Annotated in this window: 18 protein-coding genes and 1 tRNA gene; 11 read left to right on the forward strand and 8 right to left on the reverse strand. The window is 70.7% G+C overall.

Annotated features, from left to right (window positions below; all coding sequences use genetic code 11):
* Positions 1–35: 35 nt before the first annotated feature.
* Together U3649_RS11590 and U3649_RS11595 are read right to left on the reverse strand one after the other, a co-directional pair.
* Entirely contained in the window at positions 36–593 is a 558-nt protein-coding gene (locus tag U3649_RS11590; protein WP_407351484.1) for a TonB family protein, read from the reverse strand.
* A gap of 151 nt (positions 594–744) precedes the next feature.
* The gene (locus U3649_RS11595) at positions 745–1,344 is read right to left on the reverse strand and encodes an energy transducer TonB (protein ID WP_407351485.1); all 600 of its coding nucleotides are present in this window, start codon (positions 1,342–1,344) and stop codon (positions 745–747) included.
* A gap of 159 nt (positions 1,345–1,503) precedes the next feature.
* Here U3649_RS11595 and serS point away from each other — a divergent pair, with 159 nt between their 5' ends.
* Positions 1,504–2,793, forward strand: a complete 1,290-nt coding sequence (serS, locus tag U3649_RS11600) for a serine--tRNA ligase (protein WP_407351486.1) — start codon at positions 1,504–1,506, stop codon at positions 2,791–2,793.
* A 163-nt stretch (positions 2,794–2,956) separates the two neighbouring features.
* Here the strand turns inward: serS and U3649_RS11605 are convergent, their stop codons facing one another.
* Positions 2,957–3,541 carry an FMN-dependent NADH-azoreductase gene (locus tag U3649_RS11605; protein WP_407351487.1) on the reverse strand — a complete coding sequence of 195 codons (585 nt, stop codon included), beginning with the start codon at positions 3,539–3,541 and terminating at the stop codon, positions 2,957–2,959.
* 114 nt (positions 3,542–3,655) lie between these two features.
* Here U3649_RS11605 and U3649_RS11610 point away from each other — a divergent pair, with 114 nt between their 5' ends.
* Positions 3,656–4,669: a LysR family transcriptional regulator gene (locus tag U3649_RS11610; RefSeq protein WP_407351488.1), complete on the forward strand. Its 1,014-nt coding sequence runs from the start codon at positions 3,656–3,658 to the stop codon at positions 4,667–4,669.
* 35 nt (positions 4,670–4,704) lie between these two features.
* Positions 4,705–4,794 (forward strand) — tRNA-Ser (locus tag U3649_RS11615).
* Between the two features lie 314 nt (positions 4,795–5,108).
* Here U3649_RS11615 and U3649_RS11620 read toward each other — a convergent pair.
* Positions 5,109–6,023: a M28 family metallopeptidase gene (locus tag U3649_RS11620; protein ID WP_407351489.1), complete on the reverse strand. Its 915-nt coding sequence runs from the start codon at positions 6,021–6,023 to the stop codon at positions 5,109–5,111.
* 85 nt (positions 6,024–6,108) lie between these two features.
* Here U3649_RS11620 and U3649_RS11625 point away from each other — a divergent pair, with 85 nt between their 5' ends.
* Together U3649_RS11625 and U3649_RS11630 are read left to right on the forward strand one after the other, a co-directional pair.
* Positions 6,109–7,002: a ZIP family metal transporter gene (locus U3649_RS11625; RefSeq protein WP_407351490.1), complete on the forward strand. Its 894-nt coding sequence runs from the start codon at positions 6,109–6,111 to the stop codon at positions 7,000–7,002.
* Between the two features lie 135 nt (positions 7,003–7,137).
* Positions 7,138–7,785: a response regulator gene (locus U3649_RS11630; protein WP_407351491.1), complete on the forward strand. Its 648-nt coding sequence runs from the start codon at positions 7,138–7,140 to the stop codon at positions 7,783–7,785.
* A gap of 23 nt (positions 7,786–7,808) precedes the next feature.
* Here the strand turns inward: U3649_RS11630 and U3649_RS11635 are convergent, their stop codons facing one another.
* Positions 7,809–10,865 carry a ribonuclease E/G gene (locus U3649_RS11635; protein WP_407351492.1) on the reverse strand — a complete coding sequence of 1,019 codons (3,057 nt, stop codon included), beginning with the start codon at positions 10,863–10,865 and terminating at the stop codon, positions 7,809–7,811.
* Positions 10,866–11,336: 471 nt separating this feature from the next.
* Here U3649_RS11635 and U3649_RS11640 point away from each other — a divergent pair, with 471 nt between their 5' ends.
* Positions 11,337–12,299, forward strand: a complete 963-nt coding sequence (locus U3649_RS11640) for an RluA family pseudouridine synthase (protein WP_407351493.1) — start codon at positions 11,337–11,339, stop codon at positions 12,297–12,299.
* 200 nt (positions 12,300–12,499) lie between these two features.
* Here the strand turns inward: U3649_RS11640 and U3649_RS11645 are convergent, their stop codons facing one another.
* The gene (locus U3649_RS11645) at positions 12,500–12,841 is read right to left on the reverse strand and encodes a 4a-hydroxytetrahydrobiopterin dehydratase (RefSeq protein WP_407351494.1); all 342 of its coding nucleotides are present in this window, start codon (positions 12,839–12,841) and stop codon (positions 12,500–12,502) included.
* A gap of 94 nt (positions 12,842–12,935) precedes the next feature.
* Between U3649_RS11645 and U3649_RS11650 the strand changes: the two genes are divergently transcribed.
* Positions 12,936–13,529, forward strand: a complete 594-nt coding sequence (locus tag U3649_RS11650; protein WP_407351495.1) for an NfuA family Fe-S biogenesis protein — start codon at positions 12,936–12,938, stop codon at positions 13,527–13,529.
* Positions 13,530–13,545: 16 nt separating this feature from the next.
* The gene (locus U3649_RS11655; protein ID WP_407351496.1) at positions 13,546–15,177 is read left to right on the forward strand and encodes a hypothetical protein; all 1,632 of its coding nucleotides are present in this window, start codon (positions 13,546–13,548) and stop codon (positions 15,175–15,177) included.
* Positions 15,178–15,281: 104 nt separating this feature from the next.
* Here U3649_RS11655 and U3649_RS11660 read toward each other — a convergent pair whose 3' ends face one another.
* Both U3649_RS11660 and U3649_RS11665 read right to left on the reverse strand, forming a co-directional pair.
* A complete protein-coding gene (locus U3649_RS11660; RefSeq protein WP_407354602.1) occupies positions 15,282–15,707 on the reverse strand; it encodes a c-type cytochrome in 426 nt (141 codons plus the stop codon).
* A gap of 11 nt (positions 15,708–15,718) precedes the next feature.
* On the reverse strand, positions 15,719–16,081 hold the full coding sequence (locus U3649_RS11665; RefSeq protein ID WP_407354603.1) for a c-type cytochrome: 363 nt from the start codon (positions 16,079–16,081) through the stop codon (positions 15,719–15,721).
* A 248-nt stretch (positions 16,082–16,329) separates the two neighbouring features.
* On the opposite strand from U3649_RS11665, the gene U3649_RS11670 reads away from it, so the two are divergent.
* Genes U3649_RS11670 through U3649_RS11680 form a run of 3 tightly spaced genes read left to right on the forward strand, consistent with a single transcriptional unit; the run spans position 16,330 to position 24,052 of the window.
* Positions 16,330–17,454, forward strand: a complete 1,125-nt coding sequence (locus tag U3649_RS11670; protein WP_407351497.1) for an efflux RND transporter periplasmic adaptor subunit — start codon at positions 16,330–16,332, stop codon at positions 17,452–17,454.
* Positions 17,451–20,978: an efflux RND transporter permease subunit gene (locus U3649_RS11675; protein WP_407351498.1), complete on the forward strand. Its 3,528-nt coding sequence runs from the start codon at positions 17,451–17,453 to the stop codon at positions 20,976–20,978. The genes U3649_RS11670 and U3649_RS11675 overlap by 4 nt, the downstream gene beginning before the upstream one ends.
* Positions 20,975–24,052: an efflux RND transporter permease subunit gene (locus U3649_RS11680; RefSeq protein WP_407351499.1), complete on the forward strand. Its 3,078-nt coding sequence runs from the start codon at positions 20,975–20,977 to the stop codon at positions 24,050–24,052. Before U3649_RS11675 ends, U3649_RS11680 begins: the two co-directional genes overlap by 4 nt.
* Positions 24,053–24,111: the final 59 nt, after the last annotated feature.

Genomic DNA, 24,111 nt, shown 5'->3' on the forward strand with positions numbered 1-24,111 from the left:
GGAGGAACGCCGTCGCCCGACCGCATGCCCGGGGTCTACTGCCTGTCCATGCGGAAATCGATCGGCACCTCCACCGTCGAGGCCACGGCCTGGCCGTTCTCCATCGCGGGGCTGAATTTCCACCGGCGGACCGCGTCGCGCGCGGCGCGGTCGAGCTCGCGCGAGCGGCTGCTGCGGGCGACGTCGACCTCGGTGGGATTGCCTTGGGCGTCGACCTGTACGCGCAGCAGCACCGTGCCTTCCTCCTGCGCCCGCAACGCGGTCGGCGGATAGCTCGGCTCGACGCGCTCGATCGGGTCGGCCGGGCGGGTCGCCGGTGGGGTGGTGCCGGTGCTTGGTTCGGGCGCGGCCGCGGGCGCCTCGCGCTCGCTGGCGGGCGGCGGCGGCGTGCCGTCACCGATTTCAGCGGGCTCGCCGATCGGCGTTTCCGGTTCGACCGGTGCGTCCGCGGTATCGCGTTGCGCATAGAAATACCAGCCGACGGCGATCAGCGCGATCAGCAGCAGGATCCACACCAGGGGGCTGGAACTCTTGCGCGGCTCCTCGGGCGGCGGTGGCGGCGGTGGCGGAGAGGTCGGGTTCGGGCGGTTCATCGGGTCGGACATCGTCGTACCCCTGTTCAGGATGACGCCATGAGCGTTCCACAGCGCTTGTCGCGGCCGCGTCACGATGCCGTCGACGCGGATTTAACGAAGGCGCAGACCGGCGCCTGGCGGGCCGCCATGCCTCGCTGCACCGCAAGCCTCAGCGTGCGGGATTGAAGACGATCGGCACCTGGACCATTCCGGGCACCGGCTGGCCGTCGCGCAATGCCGGCTGGAACCGCCAGCGGCGCACCGCCGCGACTGCGGCGCGATCGAGCGCACGCGAACTGCTGCTGCGGACGATCTCCACCTCACCGGCGCTGCCGTCGATGCCGACCCGCACCCGCAGCACCACTTCGCCCGATTCCCCGCTTCTGAGCGCGGCCGAGGGATAGCGCGGCGCCGGTGCGTCCACCGCCAGGGGAGCGCGCGTGGCCGTTGCGGTCGTGGCCGGTTCCCCGTCGATGGATTCCGGTGCATCCGGCGGCGGCGGCTGCATCGCAGGCCGCTCCACCAGCCGCGGCCGCGCTCCAGGGTCCGGCTCCTCCATACCGCTGGCGCCGTCCCGGTCGGCCGAACCGGTCGGTTGCGGGGCCGGCAGTCCGCTCGCGTTCGCGTCCGCGGCATCGGCGGGCGTAGTGACGGCGGCGGGTGCGTCCGCGCGCTCGCCGCGCAACCCGAACCACAACAGGCCGGACAACAGCAGGCCGATCGCGAAGGCGGCGGCGATGATCCACCAGGCGCGTGCGGGCAACAGCACGCGGGGGCCGCCTCCGGGACGACGGTCGGGATCGGGAGAGGACATCCTGCGCACCGATGGAAAGTCGTGGCGCATTCTGGCACAGCGGCTCGGACGCGATGGCGGCATCCGCGGCGCTCTCGGGCGATAATCGCATTCCATTCATCACGCGAAGCCCTCATGCTCGACCCCAACCTGCTGCGCAACGACCCGGATGCACTTGCCCGTCGCCTGCGCGAGTCGCGCGGTTTCGTGCTCGATGCGGAGGCATTGCGTGCGCTCGAGCGCGAGCGCAAGCAGTTGCAGGTCCGCACCCAGGAACTGCAGAACCTGCGCAACACCCGCAGCAAGGCGATCGGCCAGGCCAAGGCCAGGGGCGAAGACATCGCGCCGCTGCTGGCGGAGGTGGCCGGCTTCGGCGAGGAGCTGAAGGCCGGCGAGGAGCGGCTGGATGCGCTCAGGGGCGAGCTCGACGCGATCGCGCTCGGCATCCCCAACCTGCCCGACGACGGCGTGCCGGTGGGCGAGGACGAGCGCGGCAACGTCGAACAGAAGCGCTGGGGCGCGCCGCGCGATTTCGCGGCGGAAGGCTTCGCGCCGAAGGACCACGTGGAACTCGGCGCGCGCGACGGCTGGCTCGACGGCGATGCCGCGGCCAAGCTGTCCGGCGCCCGTTTCACCGTGCTGCGTGGCCGGCTGGCGCGCCTGCACCGTGCGCTGGCGCAGTTCATGCTGGATCTGCACGCCGGCGAGCACGGCTACCAGGAAACCAACGTGCCGCTGCTGGTCAACGCCGAGGCGATGACCGGCACCGGCCAGCTGCCGAAGTTCGAGGAGGACCTGTTCGCCACGGCGGTGGGAGACGGCCGGCGTTACCTGATCCCAACAGCCGAGGTTCCGCTGACGAACCTGGTCCGCGACGAGATCGTCGACGCCGAGCGGCTGCCGCTCCGGATGACCGCGCACACGATGTGCTTCCGCGCCGAGGCCGGCAGCCACGGCCGCGACACCCGCGGCATGATCCGCCAGCACCAGTTCGAGAAGGTCGAACTGGTCGCGGCAACGCGGCCGGACGACAGCGACGCCGAGCACGAGCGCATGACCCGTTGTGCCGAGGTCGTGCTGGAGAAGCTCGACCTGCCGTACCGGAAGATGCTGTTGTGCAGCGGCGACATGGGCTTCGCCGCGCGCAGGACCTACGACCTCGAGGTGTGGCTGCCGTCGCAGGACGGCTACCGCGAGATCTCCTCGGTCTCCAACTGCGGCGACTTCCAGTCCCGCCGCATGCAGGCGCGCTGGCGCAATCCCGACAGCGGCAGGCCGGAACTGCTGCACACCCTCAACGGCTCGGGCGTGGCGGTCGGCCGTGCCCTGATCGCGGTGATGGAGAACTACCAGCAGGCCGACGGCGGCATCGAAATCCCGGAGGCGCTGCGGCCGTACATGGGCGGCATCGAACGCATCTCCTGAACCTGGGCGTCGCCTGCCCTTGCCTTTGTGGGAGCGACGGAAGTCGCGACGGCCTTGCCGGGAACCGTCGGGTCGCGACTTCCGTCGCTCCCACATCGCGCCGCCCGGCAGGCGGATCCACCGATCTCGGTCGTCGCTGGCCGGACGCCTAGGGAATCCGCCCTCAGGCCGCCAGCCGCAGCGGCGCCGGCGCCGGAATCGACGCGCGTGCCGCCGCCAGCGCCTGCTCGCGATGTTGCGCCGACAGCGCCACGCCCTCGGCGCGGACGAAGTGGATGTCGTCGATGCCCAGGAAACCGAACACGAGGCGCAGGTACGGCTCGATGAAGTCGCTGGGCGCGCCGGCATGCTGGCCGCCGCTGCCGACCGCGACGATCACGCGCTTGCCGCCGGCCAGCCCTTGCGGCCCCTCGGAGGTGTAGCGGAAGGTCTTGCCGGCGACCGCGATCCGGTCGATCCAGGCCTTGAGCGTGGATGGAATGCCGAAGTTGTACATCGGCGCCCCGAGCATGATCACCTCGGCCTCGAGGAACTCCTGCAGCGTGCGTTCGGCTTCGGCGGCCGCCGCCGCATCGTCGCCCGCCAGCGCCGCGCCCTGCAAATGCGCGATCGGCGCGGCGTCGAGATCGCGGTAGACGATCCGGTGGCTCTCGGGGCAGTCGAGCCACGGTGCGACGATGGAAGCGGTGAGGGAACGGGTGACCGAGGCGGCGCCCGAGACGCTGGAGTCGATGTGCAGCAGGTTCATGGCAGCTTTCCTTCAGGTGGGCGGCGTCGCCGCGACGAGGCCAATCTAGGTCGTTGCCCGTGTGGGATAAACATGCTTTAATGCCACGCATCGTTCTATTGATGGGAATCGCTCATGCAGGACCTCAACGATCTCTACTATTTCGCCGTGGTCGTCGAGCACGGCGGTTTCGCGGCGGCGGAGCGGGCGCTGGGCATTCCCAAGTCGCGCCTGAGCCGGCGCATCAGCCAGTTGGAGAACGATCTCGGCGTCCGCCTGCTGCAGCGTTCCACGCGGCGCTTCGCCGTCACCGACGTCGGCCAGAGCGTCTACCGGCACGCGCAGTCGATGCTGGCCGAGGCCTCGGCGGCGCGCGAGGTGGTCGACCGCCTCAGCGCCGAACCGCGCGGGGTGGTGCGGGTCAGCGTGCCGGTGGGCATCGCCCAGCAGTCGATGCCCAAGCTGCTGCCGGACTTCCTCGCCAAGTACCCGCAGGTGCGGGTGCAGATGCACGTCAGCAACCGTCGCGTCGACGTCATCAACGAAGGTTTCGACGTCGCCATCCGCGTGCGCTCCAAGCTCGACGACGACGGCAGCCTGATCATGCGCAGCTTCGGCCAGATCCAGGAACTGCTGGTCGCCAGCCCGAAGTACCTCGATCGCGCCGGTCGCCCGCGCACGCCGGACGAGTTGAAGGACCACACCACCATGACCATGGGCGAGGACGAGGTGCGTCAGCGCTGGGACCTGCAGGGCAGCGACGGCCAGGTCAGCCGGGTCGAGCTCAAGCCGCGCGTGTCCGGGTTCGATTTCCCGATGCTGATGGCGCTGGCGCGGCAGGGCCTGGGCATCACCATGCTGCCGGAAACCCTGTGCGCGGACGCGGTGCGCAGCGGCGAGTTCGAGGTGGTGCTGCCGGACTGGCGCCTGCCGCAGGGCATCGCCCACGCGGTGTTCGCCTCGCGCCGCGGCCTGTTGCCGGCGGTGCGCGTGTTCATCGATCATCTCGCCGAGGCATTGCCGCCGCTGATCGAGGAGTCGAGCCTCAACTGCAAGCACTGCGGCAAGACGCCGGAGATCGAGCAGGGCAAGCTGGCCGCCCAGCAGCGCGAGGAGGCCCCGGCGGCGACGCATGCGACAATCCGCTGACGCGGGTAGACGCGGTATCCCGCGCTTCGGACAACGGAGAGATGGCCGAGCGGTTTAAGGCACCGGTCTTGAAAACCGGCGTGGCAGCGATGCCACCGTGGGTTCGAATCCCACTCTCTCCGCCACGTCCGCACCGGCAGGCGCCCCGCGAGGGGCGTTTTGCGATGCTGCGGAGAAGCGTCGAACCGGGCGGGAACCCTCGCAACGGATGGGTCGAAGAGCCTTCTGCCACGGATCGGCGCGGATAGACGCCGATAAGACGGATCGAACGAAGACGTGAAGGCCGGCTTCACTCCTTTCGCAGCCTGGTCGTGGAAGCGATTCGACCAGCCGAAGCGTTGCTGGTGGGTTTTATCCGCGGTTTTCCGCGTCAATCCGCGGCAAGGATGCTCTCGTCCATTCAGCCCCCCATCATCAATCCGGCTGGCTTCCGCCGTCCTCAGTCGGGCGCCGTGCCCGCATCCCAGCGCCGCAGCGCGTCCTCGACGACGTCGATGCCCCGCGCCGCGGCGGCCGGGTCGACCTGGTCGATGGTGTCGTCTGGCGAATGGATGACCCGCATCACCTTCGGCAGCGGGTCCGGGCGCTTGCCGTCGTACATGGCGAGGATCGAGGGGATCTCGTCGCCGCCGACCAGCGAGTAGGACACCGCCGGCCAGCCAGCCTCGAGGAAGGCGCGGTGGTCGGTGGGCGGGTACTGCTCGCCCGGGGCGAACCCGGTCCCGGCGGCCGCGGCCGCCGCGGCGCTGTCGGCGACCAGCCGGTGTGCGGGGTCCGGCGTCATCATCCACAGCGTGTCGCCCCAGCCGAAGACGTCGAAGTTGACGTAGAGCGCGGGGCGTTCGCCGCCTTCGGCGACGTAGGCCCTGGAGCCGAGCAGGCCGGCTTCCTCCAGGTCCCAGAAGGCGACCGCGACGCGGTGGTGGGCGAGCGGCCGCTCGCGCAGGCGCTGCGCAAGCGCCAGGACGACCGCGGCGCCGGAGGCGTTGTCGGTGGCGCCGTCGCCCTGGTCGACGCGATCGGCATGCGCGCCGAGCAGCAGCAATGGCGCACCGTCGCCGCCGCTGACGGCGGCGGTCAGGTTGGTCCCGGAGCGGCCGCCGCCGTCGAAGGCGGTTTCCGCCGGCGCCAGGCCGATCGCCTGCAGGCGCTGCCGGATCGCGCCCAGGCGAGCGGCGTTGTCGCCGGCGCTCGCGATCGCGGCGAGGTCCGAACGCCAGCCGTCGCCGGCGCCGGCCGGTGCGGTGGCTGTTGCGACCGGTTGCCGGTTTCCGTCGGTGGCGGATCGGTCGCATGCGACCAGCAGCGCGAAGGCGGCGAAGGCGGCGGCAAGTTGGCGGTACGGGTCGCGCATGTTCGGATGTTCCCGGTGCAGGAAGCCGCCAGTCTGCCCGATCGCGGCGTGCGCCGCGATGGCCGAATGATGCGATCATCCGCGCATGCATGCGCCGCACCTGCCGCCGCCCGCCACGCTGCGACGACTGCTCGGTCTGGGCATCGTGGTGCTGGGGTTGTTCGCGATGCTGCAATCGTTCTGGCGGATGCTGCAGTCGCAGTACCCGGAGCCGGTGTTCGAGGCGTTCCTGGCCGGTTCGATGGCGGCGGTCGCGACTGCGCTCGGCACGCTGCCGGTGTGGTTCTCGCAGCGCCTGTCCGACCGCGTGCTCGACAGCCTGTTCGGGTTCGGCGCCGGGGTGATGCTGGCGGCGGTGTCGTTCTCGTTGATCGTGCCCGGCATCGAAGTCGCGCGTGCCGAGGGCACCGGCGCCTGGGGCGCGGGCGCGATCGTCGGCGGCGGGATACTGCTCGGCGCCGCGGTGCTGCTGCTGGTCGAGCGCTGGGTGCCGCACGAGCACTTCATCAAGGGGGTCGAGGGCCAGCGCGCGCAGACGCTGCGCCGCAGCTGGCTGTTCGTGTTCGCGATCGTGCTGCACAACATCCCGGAAGGTTTGGCGATCGGCGTCGCCTACGCCGGATCGCACGCGGCGAACGCGAGCACGCTGGCGACCGGCATCGCCATCCAGGACATCCCGGAAGGACTGGTGGTGGCCGTGGCGCTGATCGCCGCCGGATACCGCCGCGCCACCGCGATCAGCATCGGCATGCTGTCGGGCATCGTCGAGCCGATGGCGGCGGTGTTCGCGGCGATGGTGATCGGCGTTTCGAAGCTGTTGCTGCCCTGGGGGCTCGCGTTCGCGGCGGGCGCGATGCTGTTCGTCATCAGCCACGAGATCATTCCTGAGTCGCACCGCAAGGGCCACGAGGCGTCCGCCACCGCGGGCCTGATGCTCGGCTTCGTGCTGATGCTGCTGCTGGACATCGAACTGGTCTGACCGGCGCGCGAACCACGCCGCGACCGCGGCTCGCGACGGGGCCGGCGGCCGGCATGAATGCGCTTACACTCTTGCGGGCATGCAGCGCCGGCGCTAGCCTCCAGTGGGGACCAGAGCTAAGGGGCAGGGACAGGGATGACCATCCGTATCTACATGGTGGACGACCATGCGCTCGTGCGTACGGGAATGCGCATGATTCTGGCCGGCGAGTCCGACATCGAAGTGGTCGGCGAGGCCGAAAGCGGTGAGGCGGCACTGCCCGAGATCCGCAGGCTCAAGCCGGACGTGGTGCTGTGCGACCTGCATCTGCCGGGCGTCAGCGGACTCGAGGTGACCGAACGCATCGTCAAGGGCGACTACGGCCCGCGCGTGATCGTGGTGTCGGTGCTCGAGGACGGGCCGATGCCCAAGCGCCTGATCGAGGCGGGCGCGTCGGGCTACGTCGGCAAGGGCGGCGATGCCGGCGAACTGCTGCGCGCGGTGCGCTCGGTGTCGGCGGGCAAGCGCTACCTGTCGAGCAGCATCGCGCAGAACCTGGCGCTGTCGGGGCTCGACGGCGTCGACAGCCCGTTCGACATGCTGTCGGCGCGCGAACTCGAGATCGCCATGCTGCTGATGCAGGGATTGCGGCAGGAGCAGATCGCCAAGCGGCTCAGCGTGAGCGCGAAGACGGTCAACACGCACAAGACGCGCATGTTCGACAAGTTGCAGATCAGCGACACGATCGCGCTGGCGCGGCTGGCCAGCCAGTACGGATTGAGCGATCCCGCGCAGACGCTGTAGGCGCCTGCGCGGGACCTGCTGCGTCAGGCGCTGCGGAAGCGTTCGTCCCGATCGGGATCGGCCGCTTCCGCCGCCTCGTCTTCCCCGGACGCCTTTTCTTCCTGCTCCGCCCCATCATCCGCGAGGGCTTCGGCGGCGGCTTCGCCCGGTGCCGGCGCGACGCTGTCGAACAGGCCTGGCGTACGTGCCGGTTCCGACGGCGCCGCCGGTTCGGCACTCTGCGCCGCGCGCTCGGATGCCGTCTCGGCCGGGGCCGATGACGCCGGCATCGAGTGCTCGGTCACGGTCGCGGGAACGACGGGCCGGGGTTCCGCGGCTGCCTCGTCCGGTGCAGCCGGCGCCGACTCGGTCGCCGGCGCGGCAGGTGCAGGCGCCGGCGTCGACGCCGCGACGACCGGCGGTGCAGCGGGGGCGGGGGCTTCGGCAGCGGGCTCCGCCGCTTCCGGAGTGGCTTCGGCGGGGGGCGCCCCGCGGTCTTCCACGGCCTCCGGTGCGGCCATGACCGACGCGGGCTTCGGCGCCTGCTCGCCCGCAGCGCTGTCGGGTGCGGGCAACGCTGGCGCATTCCCGTCGGCCGCGTTTTCCGCTTCCGGCTGCGTGGCGGCACCGGCAGCTGCGACCGCCGCCGCCGCGGCTTCCGGCTTGCGCGCCGGCGATGGCTTCGGCTTCGGCATATCGTCGAAATCGAACTCCGGCTGGCTGTCGTCGACCGCCGCCATCGGCTCCGAACCGGCCTCGTCGAGGTCGGCTGCAGCCGCGTCGGCATCGCCGCCACCGCGACGACGGCGACGGCCGCCGCGGCGTCCGCGGCGGCGGCGACCACCGGCCTCGCCGGCGGACTGGCTTCCTTCCTCCCCGGCGACGGTATTGGCGGTCGCCTTGTCGTCGGCTCCGGCCTCTTCCCTGGCGGCCGCCGCCGCGGCCTGCGGGGCCTCGTCGCGGATCGTTTCGACGGCCGCAGCGGACGGCTTGGCAGCGGCCGCCGCGGCGGCATCGTCGCGCTCGGCGCGTGCGTTGCTGTCGACCGTGGCCTCGTCGGCCGCTGCGGTCGCGCGGCGCGGCTCGCCGCGACCCTGTCCCTTGCCGCCCTGGCGCCTGGACTGCCGCTGCGGCTTCGATGCCTGCGGCTCCTGCTTCTGCGGCGCGGGCTGCTGGGCCTTGTCGGCCTGCGGCTTGTCCTCGCGCGCCTGCTTGGTCTCCTGCTTCTGGCCGCGCCGCGGCTCGTCCCGGCGCTTGCCGTCACGCCCCTGGCGACCGCCACTGCGGCGCTGTCCGGAACGCTCGCCGCGGTCGCTCTGGCCGGTGCGGCTGCCGTGCGAGGACGCACGCTGCGACGTCGGCGTGGCCGTGTCGGCCGCCGGCTGCGCCGCGAACACGCTCTTGAGCCAGGCCATGAAGCCGCCGCTCGCAGGCGCCGCCGGGGCCGGGGCCGGCGGCGCGACGGGCACCGGTTCCTCGCGCGGCTCGCGAATCGGGGCGGGGCGGACGGGCTGCACGTTGGTCACCGCGGCCGGTGGCGGCACGTTGAGGTTGGACTTGTTCAGCGCGATCGTCGCCAGCCTGCGCGGCGTGCCGCGCTGGTAGCTGGGCTTGCTGGTTTCCTCGCCGAGTTCGTTCTCGCGGATGCGGGTGACCTCGTAGTGCGGGGTCTGCAGCTGGTCGTCGGCGACGATCACGATCGGCGCGTCGTGGCGGCCCTCGATCTCGGCCAGCGCGCGGCGCTTCTCGTTGAGCAGGTAGTTGGCGATCTCGGTCGGGGCCTGCACCAGCACCTGGCCGGTGTTGTCCTTCATCGCGTGCTCCTCGGCCACGCGCAGGATCGACAGCGACAGCGACTCGATGCTGCGCATGCGGCCGTGGCCCTCGCAGCGCGGGCAGACGATCTGGCTGGATTCGCCCAGGCTGGCTCGCAGGCGCTGGCGCGACATCTCCAGCAGGCCGAACTTGGAGATCCGGCCCAGCTGCACGCGCGCGCGGTCGTGCTTGAGCGCGTTCTGCAGCCGGTTCTCGACCTCGCGCTGGTGCTTGTTGGACGACATGTCGATGAAGTCGATCACCACCAGCCCGCCGAGGTCGCGCAGGCGCAGCTGGCGGGCGACCTCGTCGGCGGCCTCCAGGTTGGTGTGGAACGCGGTCTCCTCGATGTCGCCGCCCTTGGTGGCGCGCGCCGAGTTGACGTCGACCGCGGTCAGCGCCTCGGTCTGGTCGATCACCAGCGCGCCGCCGGACGGCAGGCGGATGGTGCGCTCGTAGGCGTTCTCGATCTGCGACTCGATCTGGAAGCGGTTGAACAGCGGGACGTCGTCGGTGTAGTGCTTGAGCTTGCGCAGGTTGTGCGGCATCACCTGCTCGACGAACTCGCGCGCCTCGGCGTACATCTTGTCGTCGTCGACCAGGATCTCGCCGATGTCGGCGCGCATGTAGTCGCGCAGGGCGCGGGTGATCAGGCGCGACTCCTGGTAGATCAGGAACGGCGACGGCTTGCCCAGCGCCGCCTCGGCGATCGCGCGCCAGATGCTGAGCAGGTAGTCCAGGTCCCACTGCAGCTCCTCGGCGTCGCGGCCGACGCCGGCGGTGCGGATGATCACCCCCATCTCGTCGGGGATGTTCAGCTTGTCCATCGCCTCCTTGAGCGCGACGCGGTCGTCGCCCTCGATCCGGCGCGAGACGCCGCCGGCGGTGGGCGAGTTCGGCATCAGCACCATGTAGCGGCCGGCCAGCGAGATGAACGTGGTCAGGGCGGCGCCCTTGTTGCCGCGCTCCTCCTTCTCGACCTGGACCACGACCTCCTGGCCTTCGCGCAGCAGTTCCTTGATCCCGGCGTTGCGGTGGTCGACGCCGGACTGGTAGTAGTCGCGGGAGATTTCCTTCAGTGGCAGGAAGCCGTGGCGCTCGGCGCCGTACTCGACGAAGGCCGCTTCCAGGGAAGGTTCGAGCCGGGTGATGCGGCCCTTGTAGATGTTGGACTTCTTCTGTTCCTGCGACGGCTGTTCGATATCGATGTCGTAGAGCGTCTGGCCGTCGACGATGGCGACGCGCAGCTCTTCGGCCTGCGTCGCGTTGATCAGCATGCGTTTCATGTTGCGTTCCTCGCGCGCTGCTACCGCGCGGAACGCCGTGGGCGTTTCGCCTCTGGAGACTGCCAACTGCGCCGGCGGACCCTCGTGGGTCCTCGGCAGGGCGATGGACCGCCCCGCGCCGCGGCGCGGCTTCAGGTTTTCCAGCGCTGCAACACCACGGCAGGCCGCGGGAGCGCTTTTGTTTTCAGTTCAATCTGTTGCAGGGCCGGCGGCGGCTTTCGGCGTTGGCGTGGGCGCCGCGCGGGACATGTTCAACTCCGACCCCGAGGGACCGGGCGATGGCCGGGGCTGCCGCTGAGCCGCTAACATGTCCGCCCCGGGGGCGGTGGCCGCGCGCTGCATCGGGATCGCGGGAGGTGGGCTTTCGGCCCGGTTTGTCCGGTTGCTTGCCGCCAGGGCGGCACGCGGGACAACTCCCTGCGAAATCAGACCCTTATCTCGCGCGGTGAGTGTAGCAGATCAAAACCGCCCATGACCCATTCAGATTCCCAGGCGCCCCGGTCCGGCGGTGCCCGCACGGTGCGGGTGCCGGCCGACCGCGCCGGACAGCGGCTCGACAACTTCCTGCTCGGCCAGCTGAAGGGGGCGCCGCGCAGCCTGGTGTACAAGCTGGTCCGCTCCGGCCAGGTACGGGTCAACGGCGGCCGCGCCAAGGCCGAGCGCAAGCTCGAGGACGGCGACGAGATCCGGATCCCGCCGGTGCGCCTGGAGGATCCCGCGCAGCGGGGCAGCCCGGCGAAGGGCCTGCTGGCCGCGGTCGAAGCCGCGATCGTGTTCGAGGATGCGCGCCTGCTGGCGCTGAACAAGCCGGTCGGGCTGGCCAGCCACGGCGGCAGCGGGATCAGTTTCGGCGCCATCGAGACCCTGCGCGCGCTGCGGCCCGACGCGACCCTGGAACTGGTGCATCGCCTTGATCGCGACACCTCCGGGCTGCTGCTGGTGGCGAAGAAGCGCTCGGCGCTGACCGAACTGCAGGCGCTGATGCGGACCGACGACGGTATCGCCAAGCGTTACCTGGCGCTGCTGGTCGGGCGCATGCCCGACGGAAGGATGAGCGTCGACGCGCCGCTCCACGTGGGCCTGCGCCAGGGCGGCGAGCGCCATGTGCAGGTCAACGCCGCCGGCAAGCCTTCGCTGAGCCATTTCAAGGTACTCGAGCGTCGCGGCGGCCATTCCTGGTGCGAGGTCCGGATCGCCACCGGACGCACCCACCAGATCCGCGTCCATGCGCGGCATATCGGCCATCCGGTCGCCGGCGACGACAAGTACGGCGACGCCGATGCCAACCGCCGCCTGCGCGAGCGGGCCGGGATGCGGCGGATGTGCCTGCATGCGGCCTCGCTGGAGTTCGCGCTCGACCAGGGGCGGGCGCCGTACGTGCTGCACACGCCGCTGCCGCCGGACCTGGCGACCGTGCTGGACGCGCTCACCTAGACCGACCCCCGCCCCGTCTTCTGTAGGAGGGGCTTCAGCCCCGCGCCAGGCAACCCTGTCGGCGGCGACCGCGATGAACGCGCCGCCGCGCGTTGCGAAGGCAAACAGCGGCAGAGAGGAGCATTTACCGTCGGACCGCGCACAGTCGGGGCCCCAAGCCCCTCCTACAGGGGCATCGGTGCCAGGGGCACGGGATGCCGTCAGCGCAGCAGCGCGTCGGCCTTGGCGGCGCAGATGAAGTCGTTCTCGGACAGGCCGCCGACGTCGTGGGTGGAGTAGCGCACCACGCAGCGGTCGTAGTGGACGCCGAGGTCGGGATGATGGTCCTCGCGATGCGCGATCCAGGCCAGCGCGTTCACGAACGCCATGGTTCGGTGGTAGTCGTCGAAGCGGAAGGTGCGGGTCAAGGCGCGTCCGTCCTCGGCCAGGTCCCACTCCGGCACCTCCGGCAACAGCTCGCGGATACGGGCCTCGTTGAGCCGGTGTTCGCTGCCCTTGCGCGGTACGCAGCGGGCCTGGTCGAGGGGGACGAGATCGGACATGGGCGGTTTCCTGGCAGAACGTCAGTCGAACGGCGGGCATTCTCGCTTCGCCGGCGTTCGAAAAGCGTGAGGCGGGACGGATAGAATACGGGACATGATCGAGATCTCCGACAATGCGCAGGCCCATTTCCGCAGGTTGATCGAACGCGAGGCGCTGCCCGGCCTCGGCGTGCGGCTGTCGGCGGTCCATCCCGGCACCGCACGCGCCGACGTGCGCCTCGAATTCGCCGAGCCCGGCGAACTGCAGGGCGACGAATGGGCGGTCGATTGCGAGGGCTTCACCCTGTGGCTGGACGCCGGCAGCGTGAAGTTCCTCGACGGCGCGCTGATCGACTACACCACCCAGGCCACCGGCGGGCAGCTGCAGATCCGCGCGCCGAAGATCAAGGGCGAGACGCCGGATGCGTCGGCATCGCTGGTGGAACGGGTGCGCTGGCTGGTGGAGTTCGAGATCAACCCGCAACTGGCGCAACATGGCGGCCACGTGTCGGTGGTCGAGGTCACCGCGGAGGGCGTAGTGGTGCTGCGGTTCGGCGGTGGCTGCCACGGCTGCGGCCTGGCCGACGTCACCCTCAAGCAGGGCATCGAGAAGACGCTGATGGAGAAGGTGCCCGGCGTGACCGCGGTGCGCGACGCCACCGACCACGACACCGGTACGGCGCCTTACGTTCCGCGCGACGCGGCCTGAGCGGACACCGGCGCGAGTGTTCACCTCCGCCGACCTGATCGAAGCGCTGCGCCGGCGCATGCGCCGCTCGATCAGGCCGCCGCCGCCGAGCGGCGAATTCCCGCCGGCCTGGCGGGCCTGGTTCGAATCGATGGGCGCCGAGGCCGGCGCGGTGACCGGTGCGCCCGCGCCGGAGATCGTCGCGGTCATGCTGCAGCGCGAGCCGGTGGCGGCGCCGGGCTGGGTGCAGTTGAACCGGTGGCAGGCGTTCACCGCGCTGTGGCGCCAGCAGTGGCACCCGGCCAGCGAGGACGAGCGCTGGCTGCGCGTGTCGGCGACGGTGCTGAGCCTGGTGCTCCACGTCGTGTTCGTGGTGCTGCTGGTCTGGCTGATGCACGCACGCTTCATGCTGATGCCGCAGCCGGCGCAGCGCGGCGAGCACGTGGTGGAGGTGACGTTCATCGGCGCCGGCACGGCGGAAGAGGAAGCGGGCGGCGGTCCGCCGCAGACCGCGCAGGTCGTCGAGGACGCGGAGCGCTCCGCCTCGCCCGCGCCTGCCGAGCCGCCGCGGCCGTCGTCGCAGCCGTCGCTGCCCCCGCCGTCGGTGGCGCGCTCCGAACCGACGCCGCCGCTGCCGTCGCCGCCGCCGGTCGAGCAGCCGCTGGCGGTGACCGAGACCTCGCAGCCGGACATGCGCTTCGTGGCACCGCCGCCACGTTCGCCGGAACTGGCGCAACCGCGGATCGAGATGCCGGAGGTGCCGGTGCGCAGCCGCGACATCGAGGTGGTGGAGATCCCGGACCTGCCGACGCCGCCCACGCGGCCGCTGCCGCAGGCGCCGGTCGAGGTGCCCGATCTCGAGCAGCCGCCGGTGGACCTGGTCGAGCGCGAGATCGCCGCGCCGCTGCCGCGCATACGTACGCCGGAACTCGAGGCGCCGGCCGTCGCGGCGCCGGACCTGCAGCGCGAGGCGCGACGGATCCGCACGCGCGAGATTCCGCTGCGGCCCGCAGCGGGCGAGCGCGCGGCCGACGCGGATGCGGCGGAGCGGTCCGCGGCCGCCGCAACGCAACCCGCGGGGGAGGGCGCGCCGCCATCCCCGTCGATCGCGTCCGAGACGGCCGGCGGCACCCGGCCGGCGGCCCCCGCCGCGGGCAGCGGCGCAGCGCAGACCCCGGCACCGGGGGCGTGGCAGACCCCGCGGCGGGGCGACGACTGGGGCGACTCCGCGCGCGAACAGCCGGGCGGGCAGCAGGGCACGTCCAGCCTGTTCAACGCCGACGGCAGCCCACGGCTGCCGGAAGGGACGGCGCGGGTGGGCGGCGGGTTGCCGCCGGGCACGATCACCGAGGACTTCGAGAAGATCGACCGCATGGGCACCTGGCTCAAGCGTCCGCCGACCGACTACGAGCCGACCAGCTTCGACCGCTTCTGGGTGCCGAACGAAACGCTGCTCGAGGAGTGGGTCCGGCGCAGCATCAGGACCGTGCTGATCCCGATCCCGGGCACCACCAAGACCATTCGCTGCGACGTCATCACCCTCGCGCTGGCGGGCGGCTGCAGCATCACCGATCCCAACATGCAGGACGTCGAGGCCGAGGCACGGCCGCCGCCCGACGTGCCCTTCAAGCGCGAGCTGTTCGAGGACCCCGACAGCCTCGGGGATTGAGTCCGCGATCCCGTAGGAGCGCCCCGCAGGGGCGCGACCGGGGGTACCCGGAGACGATGGTCGCGCCCCTGCGGGGCGCTCCTACCAGGGTGCGGCGACCGGCGTCAGTGCGCGCCGCTCAGGTCGCGGATCTGGGAGGGGCGCGAGCCGAAGTAGGCGGCGAGATCGGCGATCTGCTGGTCGGTCAGGTCCTGGGCCTGGTTCGACATCAGCGCGTGCTCGCGGTTGCCGTTGCGGTATTCCTGCAGCGCGTGGGCCAGGTAGTCGGCGTACTGCCCCCCGAGCTTGGGATACGTCGCATCCAGCGGCTCGTTGCCGTCGGCGCCGTGGCAGTCGATGCAGGACTGGCCGGTCGCCGCGCCCTTGGTGTTGGCCTGCTGTTCGCCGGCCTCGATGCGGCCCTTCGGCAGGCCGGCGGAAGACGAACGCTGTTCGGCGTTCGGGTCGTGGCCGTCGCCGCCGGAACAGGCGGCGAACGCCGAGCAGGCGGCAAGGATGGACACGAAAAGGCAATGCTTGGTGTTGATCATGGCGACGCGGCTCACGGGTTCAGGCTGGACAGGAACGCCGCGATGTCGGCGATGTCCTGGTCGGAAAAGCTGCTGGCCTGGGCTTCCATGGTCGGATGCCGGCGCGTGCCGCGCTTGTATTCGGTCAGGGCATTGATCAGGTATTCCTGCGATTGTCCGCCGATCTTCGGTACCCGGTAGTTCGGGTAGGCGTTCTTGTAGTTGGCCACGCCATGGCAGCCCTGGCAGGTATAGGTGAGCATGCGACCGTTTTCGGCGGAGCCGGCGTCGGTGCTGTCGGCCGCCTCGGGCGCGGCGACGGACTCCTGGGCGAGGGCCGCGAACGGAAGCGCGGCGAGGGCGATGCAGGCAGCGAGTTGCAGCGGTCGCGTCATGTGGGGTTCCGCAATCCTGGTGGCTGAATGGAGCTTGGCTTGTAACCGGAAGATCGTGCGCGGACATCCCCGGCGCGCGATCACGACAGTATAGCCTGCCGTCGGATCGCGACCCAATTCCCGTACGACATCGAAGCCGATCGCGGCGGCGACCGCAGGCCGGTCACCGGTCACCATGACCTTCGGCGGATGGCCGACGGAGGGGTTGGTGATATACATGACTACAACACCTAATGGGGTCCTCCGAAATGCGCTCGAACACTTGGATTGCAGGCCGTCGGCGATGGCTGGCGCTGTTGCTGCTCGCCGGCCTGGTGCCGTTGACCGGTTGCGGCCGTGGCGGAGAGGCGCAAGCCAAGGAGGGAGAGGCTGCGCAGGTGCAGGCGGTGCCGGTGGAGACCGTCGCCGTGGCCAGGCGCACGGTCGCCGCCAGCTACACCGGCACCGCCTCGCTGGAGCCGCTGGCCGAGGCGCAGGTGGTCGCCAAGACCTCCGGCGTCGCCCTGCAGGTGCTGGTCGAAGAGGGGCAGACCGTCAAGGCCGGGCAGACCCTGGTGCGACTCGACCCGGATCGGGCCCGCCTCAACCTCGCCCAGATCGAGGCGCGCAAGCGCAAGCTGGAGAACAGCTTCCGGCGTTCGGACCAGCTGGCCGCGCAGCAGCTGATCAGCGCCGGCGACCACGACCAGCTGCGCTACGACCTGGAGGAGGCGCGCGCCGCCTACCGGCTGGCGGCGCTGGAACTGTCCTACACCAACGTGACCGCGCCGATTTCCGGCGTGATCGCCTCGCGCTCGATCAAGACCGGCAACTTCGTGCAGATCAATTCGCCGATCCTGCGCATCGTCGACAACTCGCGCCTGGAAACCACCCTCAACGTGCCCGAGCGTGAGCTGGCGACGCTCGAGGCCGGCCAGCCGGTGCACATGCAGGTCGATGCGCTGCCCGGGGCGACCTTCGAGGGGCGGGTGGATCGCGTCGCGCCGGTGATCGATGCGGGCAGCGGCACGTTCCGCGTGATCTGCGCCTTCGAGGGCGGCGGTTCGCTGCAGCCGGGCATGTTCGGCCGGATCCGCATCGACTACGACCGCCGCGCCGATGCCCTGGCGATCCCGCGCCAGGCGCTGCTCGACCACGAAGGCGAGCCTGCGGTCTACGTGGTTCGCGACGGCAAGGCGGTGCGGACCACGATCGAGACCGGCTATGCCGATGGCGCCTTCGTCGAGGTGCGCGGCGGGCTCGAGCCGGGCGATGCGGTGGTCACCGCCGGCAAGGTCGCATTGCGCGACGGCAGCGACGTGCAGGTGATCGGGGCGCCCGCCGCGGCGGTGGCCTCGGCCGCCGCCGCCGAGGCCGGCGGCGACAAGCAATGAGCGCTCCGATCGGGGACCCCCACGGCACGCCGCCCGGCGGTGCCGGCACCGCGGCGGTCGCGCGCGGCGGCGTGATCGAATTCTCCACCCGCCGCCGGGTCACGGTGGCGATGGTGACGATCAGCTTCCTGCTGTTCGGGCTGATCGCGCTCGGCGATCTCAAGGTCAACCTGCTGCCCGACCTCAGCTACCCGACGCTGACGGTGCGCACCGAGTACACCGGCGCGGCGCCGTCGGAGATCGAAACGCTGATCAGCGAACCGGTCGAAGAGGCGTTGGGCGTGGTCAAGGGCCTGCGCAAGCTGAAATCGGTCTCTCGGACCGGCCAGAGCGACGTCGTGCTCGAGTTCGCCTGGGGCACCGACATGGACCAGGCCAGCCTGGAGGTGCGCGACAAGCTGGAAACATTGGAGCTGCCGTTCGAAGTGCAGGCGCCGGTACTGCTGCGCTTCAATCCCTCGACCGAGCCGATCCTGCGCATCGCACTGAGCGCGCAGGGCGAGGGCGACGAGATCCGGCGACTGACCGAACTGCGCCGCTACGCCGACGACGACCTGAAGAAGAAGCTCGAGCCGGTGCCCGGCGTGGCGGCGGTCAAGGTCGGTGGCGGACTGGAGGACGAGGTCCAGGTCGAGCTCGACCTGCAGCAGCTCGCGCGCATCGGGCTGCCGGTCGAGAACGTGATCCAGCGCCTGCAGCAGGAGAACGTCAACCTGTCCGGCGGACGGCTGGAACAGGGGACGCAGCGCTACCTGGTGCGAACCGTCAACCAGTTCGCCAGCGTGGACGAGATCCGCGGGATGCTGGTGGCCACGCAGGCCGGTGCCAGCGAAGGCGGGGGCGCCGCGGACGTGGCGCGCATCGCCGCCGCCACCGGCGATGCGCAGGTGCTGGCGGCGGCGATGTCGGCGCAGAACGCCGCGGCCACCGCGGACCGCGCGGTGGCCGAAGGCCGTCCGGTGCGCCTGCGCGACGTCGCCGAGGTGCGGCAGGGCTACAAGGAGCGCGAGGCGATCATCCGCCTGGCCGGGCGCGAGGCGGTGGAACTGGCGATCTACAAGGAGGGCGACGCCAACACCGTCGCCACCGCGGACGCGGTGCACGCGCGGCTGGCGCAGATCCGCGAACAGGTCCCGCCGGACATGGACCTGACGGTGATCGACGACCAGTCCAAGTTCATCCGCGCGGCGATCTCCGACGTCAAGGTGGACGCGGTGCTGGGCGCCTCGCTGGCGGTCCTGATCATCTTCCTGTTCCTGCGCAGCGGCTGGAGCACGTTCGTGGTCGGCCTGTCGCTGCCGGTGTCGATCGTCACCACGTTCTTCTTCATGGACCAGTTCGGGCTCGGCCTCAACGTGATGTCGCTCAGCGGCCTGGCGCTGGCGACCGGCCTGGTGGTGGACGATTCGATCGTGGTGCTGGAGAGCATCGCCAAGGCGCGCGAGCGCGGCCTGGGCATCCTCGAGGCGGCGATCGAGGGCGCGCGCGAGGTCGGCATGGCGGTGGTCGCCTCGACCTTGACCATCATCGCGGTGTTCCTGCCGCTGGTGTTCGTCGACGGCATCGCCGGGCAGCTGTTCCGCGACCAGGCGATGACGGTGGCGCTGGCGGTGGGCATCTCGCTGATCGTGTCGATGACGCTGATCCCGATGCTCAGCGCGCTCAAGGGCCGGGCGCCGATGGCGTTCCCGGACGAGCCGGCGCATCCGCAATGGCGCCCGCAGCGCACCTGGCAGAAGCCGGTGGCGGCCACCGGGCGCGGCATCGGCGCCGGCGCGCGCGGTGTGGCGTTCGGCATCACCTGGTTGCTGGTCCGCCTGTGGCGCGGGCTGGTGGCGGTGGTATCGCCGGTCATGCGCAAGGCGAGCGATATCGCAATGGCGCCCTACGGACGCGCGGAGCGCCACTACCTGCGGGTACTGCCGGGCGCGCTGCAGCGTCCCGGACTGGTGCTGGCGATCGCCGCCGCCGCCTTCGCGGCCAGCCTGCTGGCATTGCCGCTGCTGGGGACCGACCTGATCCCGCAGCTGGCGCAGGACCGCTTCGAGATGACGGTGAAGCTGCCGCCGGGCACGCCGCTGCGCGAGACCGACCGCGTGGTGCGCGAGGTGCAGGCCGCGCATGCCGACGAGGACGGCATCGCCGCCCTGTTCGGCGTGAGCGGCAGCGGCACGCGGCTGGACGCCAGCCCGACCGAAAGCGGCGAGAACATCGGCAAGCTGACCGTGGTGATGGCCGACGGCGGCAGTCGCCGGCTGGAAGCGGAGATCACCGAGCGCCTGCGCGCGACGATGGCGCGCTACCCGGGCGCGCAGGTGGACTTCAGCCGGCCGGCGTTGTTCAGTTTCTCCACGCCGCTGGAAATCGAACTGCGCGGCCAGGATCTGGGCGCGCTCGCCGCTGCCGGGCAGCGCATGGCGCAGCTGCTGCGCGACAATCCCAACTACGCCGACGTCAAGTCGACGGTGGAGCAGGGTGCGCCGGAGGTGCAGATCCTGTTCGACCAGGCGCGCGCCGGTGCGCTCGGCCTGACCACCCGCGAGGTCGCCGACGCCGTGGTGCGCGCGGTGCGCGGCGAGGTCGCCACGCGCTACAACTTCCGCGACCGCAAGATCGACGTACTGGTGCGCGCGCGCGAGGGCGAGCGCGACTCGGTCGAGCGCATCCGCAACCTGATCGTCAACCCCGCGGCGGCGCGCCCGGTGCGGCTGTCTGCGGTGGCCGACGTGGTCGCCACCACCGGCCCCAGCGAGATTCACCGCGCCGACCAGGTGCGGGTCGCCGTGGTCTCGGCCAACCTGCGCGGCGTTGACCTCGGCAGCGCGGTCGACGACGTGCAACGGATGGTGGCCGAGGACACCCGGGCCGGGCGCGGGCTCGGCGCCGGCATCGCCCTGCACATCGGCGGGCAGGGCGAGGAACTGGCGGACTCGGTGCGTTCGCTGCTGTTCGCGTTCGGGCTGGCGATCTTCCTGGTCTACCTGGTGATGGCGTCGCAGTTCGAGTCGCTGCTGCATCCGTTCGTGATCCTGTTCACCGTGCCGCTGGCGCTGGTGGGCGCGGTGCTGGCGCTGCTGGTGACCGGCAACACCATCTCGGTGGTGGTGTTCATCGGCCTGATCCTGATGGTCGGCCTGGTGGTCAAGAACGCCATCATCCTGATCGACAAGGTGAACCAGCTGCGCGAGGCCGGCGTGGCCAAGCGCGAGGCGCTGGTGGAGGGCGCGCGCTCGCGCCTGCGGCCGATCGTCATGACGACCCTGTGCACGCTGTTCGGCTTCCTGCCGCTGGCGCTCGCGTTCGGCGAGGGCGCCGAGGTGCGCTCGCCGATGGCGATCACGGTGATCGGCGGCCTACTGGTCTCGACCCTGCTGACGCTGCTGGTGATCCCGGTCGTGTACGACCTGCTGGACCGGCGCGGCGACGCGCACTACGTCGAGCGCGGGCGTCGCGCGCGGGCGCGGCTCGCTGCCCGGAGCGAGGCGGACGAAGGCTTCGGCGAACGCGGAGCCGAGCACGCATGAGCATCGCCGAGCTCAGCCTGAAGCGCCCGGTCACCACGGTGATGCTGTTCCTGTCGCTGTGCGTGGTCGGGCTGATCGCCTCGTTCCGGCTGCCGCTGGAGGCGTTGCCGGACGTCTCGGCGCCGTTCCTGTTCGTGCAGTTGCCCTACACGGGGTCCACGCCGGAGGAGGTGGAGCAGAACGTGCTGCGGCCGGTGGAGGAGGCGCTGGCGACGATGAACGGCATCAAGCGCATGCGCGCCAATGCCACCGCCGACGGCGCCTTCGTGTTCATCGAGTTCTCCGACTGGGATCGCGACATCGCCGTCACCGCTTCCGACGCGCGCGAGCGCATCGACGCGATCCGCGACGAGCTGCCCGACGACTTCCGCCGCTACTTCGTCAGGAAGTACTCCACCGGCGACGAGCCGGTGCTGCGCGTGCGACTGGCCGATGAGACCGACCTGACCGGCGCCTACGACCTGATCGACCGCCAGCTCAAGCGGCGCGTGGAGCGGGTGCCGGGCGTGGCCCGGGTCGAGATCAGCGGTGCGCCGCCGAACGAGGTCGAGATCGCGATCGATCCGGACCGGCTGACCGCGCACGACCTGGAGTTGAACGCGCTGGCCGAGCGGCTGCAGGCGGTCAATTTCTCCATCTCCGCCGGGCTGATCGAGGACGGCGGGCGGCGGCTGCGGGTGCAGCCGATCGGCGAGATCACCGACCTGCAGCAGTTGCGCGACCTGTCGCTGAACGAGAACGGCCTGCGCCTGGGCGACGTGGCCGAGGTGCACTTCCGGCCGGCGCGCATGGATTACGGCCGCCGTCTCGACGGCCGTTCCGCGGTCGGGCTCGACATCTTCAAGGAACGCGACGCCAACCTGGTGGAGGTCTCGCGGGCGGCGCTGGCCGAGATCGACGCGGCGCGCGGCGAACCCGGGTTGCGCGGGATCGAAGTGAAAGTCATCCAGAACCTGGGCGAGGAGGTCACCGGCTCGTTGCTGGAGCTGGCCGAGGCCGGCGCGATCGGCCTGATCCTGTCGATCGCGGTGCTGTTCTTCTTCCTGCGCCACTGGCCGTCGACGCTGATGGTGACCCTGGCGATCCCGATCTGCTTCATCATGACGCTGGGCTTCATGCACTTCTTCGGCGTCACCCTCAACGTGCTCACGCTGATGGGGCTGTTGCTGGCGGTCGGCATGCTGGTCGACAACGCGGTCGTCGTGGTCGAGAGCATCTACCAGGAGCGCGAGCGCTACCCGGACCGGCCGTGGTACGCGTCCATCGTCGGCACCCGGCACGTCGCCATCGCGCTCTCGGCCGGCACCCTGTGCCACTGCATCGTGTTCTTGCCCAACCTGCTGGGCGAGACCAACAACATCAGCATCTTCATGGCGCAGATCGCGATCACCATCTCGGTGTCGCTGCTGGCGTCCTGGCTGGTCGCGGTGAGCCTGATCCCGATGCTGTCGGCACGGTTGAAGACTCCGCCCGCCGTCAGCAAGCCCGGCGGCCTGATCCCGCGCATGCAGAAGCGTTATGCCGCGGTGCTGCGCTGGACGCTGGAGCACCGCGGCTGGAGCGTGGCCGGCATCGTGCTGATCGTGGCCGTGAGCGTGGCGCCGATGAAGCTGACCCGGTTCGACATGTTCGGCGGCGGCAGCGCCGGCGAATTGAACCTCTATTACCAATGGAAGGGAAGCTATACCAAGGCGCAGATGTCCGAGGAGGTGGCGCGGATCGAGAACTTCCTCGACGAGCGCCGCGAGGAGTTCCGGATCACCCAGATCTACTCCTGGTTCAGCGAGCAGGGCGGGGCCGGGACCATGCTCACCTTCGACGATGCGGTCAAGGACACGCGGCCCCTGGGCGAGGCGATCAGCAAGGCGCTGCCGAAGTCCGCGCGCGCGGAGATCGGTGTCGACAACGGCGGCGACGGCGGTGACGGCGGAATGGGCCAGAACATCCAGGTCCAGCTGGTCGGCGACAGCGCGCAGATGCTGCGCACGCTCGGCGACGACGTGGTGCCGATCCTGGAGCGGCGCCCCGAGCTGCGCGACGTGCGGGTCGACATCGGCGACCACAACGACGAGCTGACCGTGCGCGTCGACCGCGAACGCGCCGCGGCGTTCGGCTTCAGCGCCGAGCAGGTGTCGACCTTCGTCGGCCTCGCCCTGCGCGGCAGCCAGCTGCGCGAGTACCGCCGCGGCGAGAGCGAGGTGCCAGTATGGGCGCGCTTCGCCGGCGCCGAGAACTACGGCGCCGAGGACATCGCCACCTTCATGGTGCGCTCGCCCGACGGTCGCAGCGTGCCGTTGCTGGCGATGGTCGACATCGGCGTGGTGCCGTCCGCCAACCGCATCAGCCGCACCGACCGCCAGACCACGCTGGCGATCAAGGCGAACCTGGAAGGCGAGGCCACCATGCCGGACGCGCGCAAGGCGATGGAGCAGACGCTGGATGCCATCGCGTTCCCGGCCGGCTACGGCTACAGCTTCTCCGGCAGCGGCTTCGAGGACGACCAGCAGGCGATGCAGCAGATGCTGTTCAACCTGGTGCTGGCGCTGGTGATGATCTACGTGGTGATGGCGGCGGTGTTCGAGTCGCTGCTGTTCCCCGCGGCGATCATGAGCTGCGTGCTGTTCTCGATCTTCGGCGTGTTCTGGCTGTTCTGGATCACCGGCACCTCGTTCACCATCATGGCCTTCATCGGCATCCTGGTGCTGATGGGGGTGGTGGTGAACAACGGGATCGTCATGATCGAGCACATCAACAACCTGCGCCGCCGCGGCATGAGCCGCACCGACGCGCTGGTCGAGGGCAGCCGCGAGCGCCTGCGCCCGATCCTGATGACGATGGGCACCGCGATCCTGGCGATGGTGCCGATCTCGCTGAGCAACACGGTGGTGCTCGGCGGCCTGGCGTACTCGCCGATGGCGCGTGCGGTCGCCGGCGGGCTGGCGTTCTCGACCGTGGTCAGCCTGCTGTTCCTGCCGACGATCTACGCGATCCTGGACGATCTCAGCAACGGCACGGCGCGCCTGGTGCGGCGGGCGCGCGGCACCGGCGGACAGGCCGCCGCGGCCCGCGCGTGACCCGTCGTGCGCTCCAGCGGGGCATCTCAGTCGCCGACCCGTTCTTGCGACGTCCCGCT

The organism is Luteimonas sp. R10 (assembly GCF_045689605.1).
Lineage (GTDB): Bacteria > Pseudomonadota > Gammaproteobacteria > Xanthomonadales > Xanthomonadaceae > Luteimonas.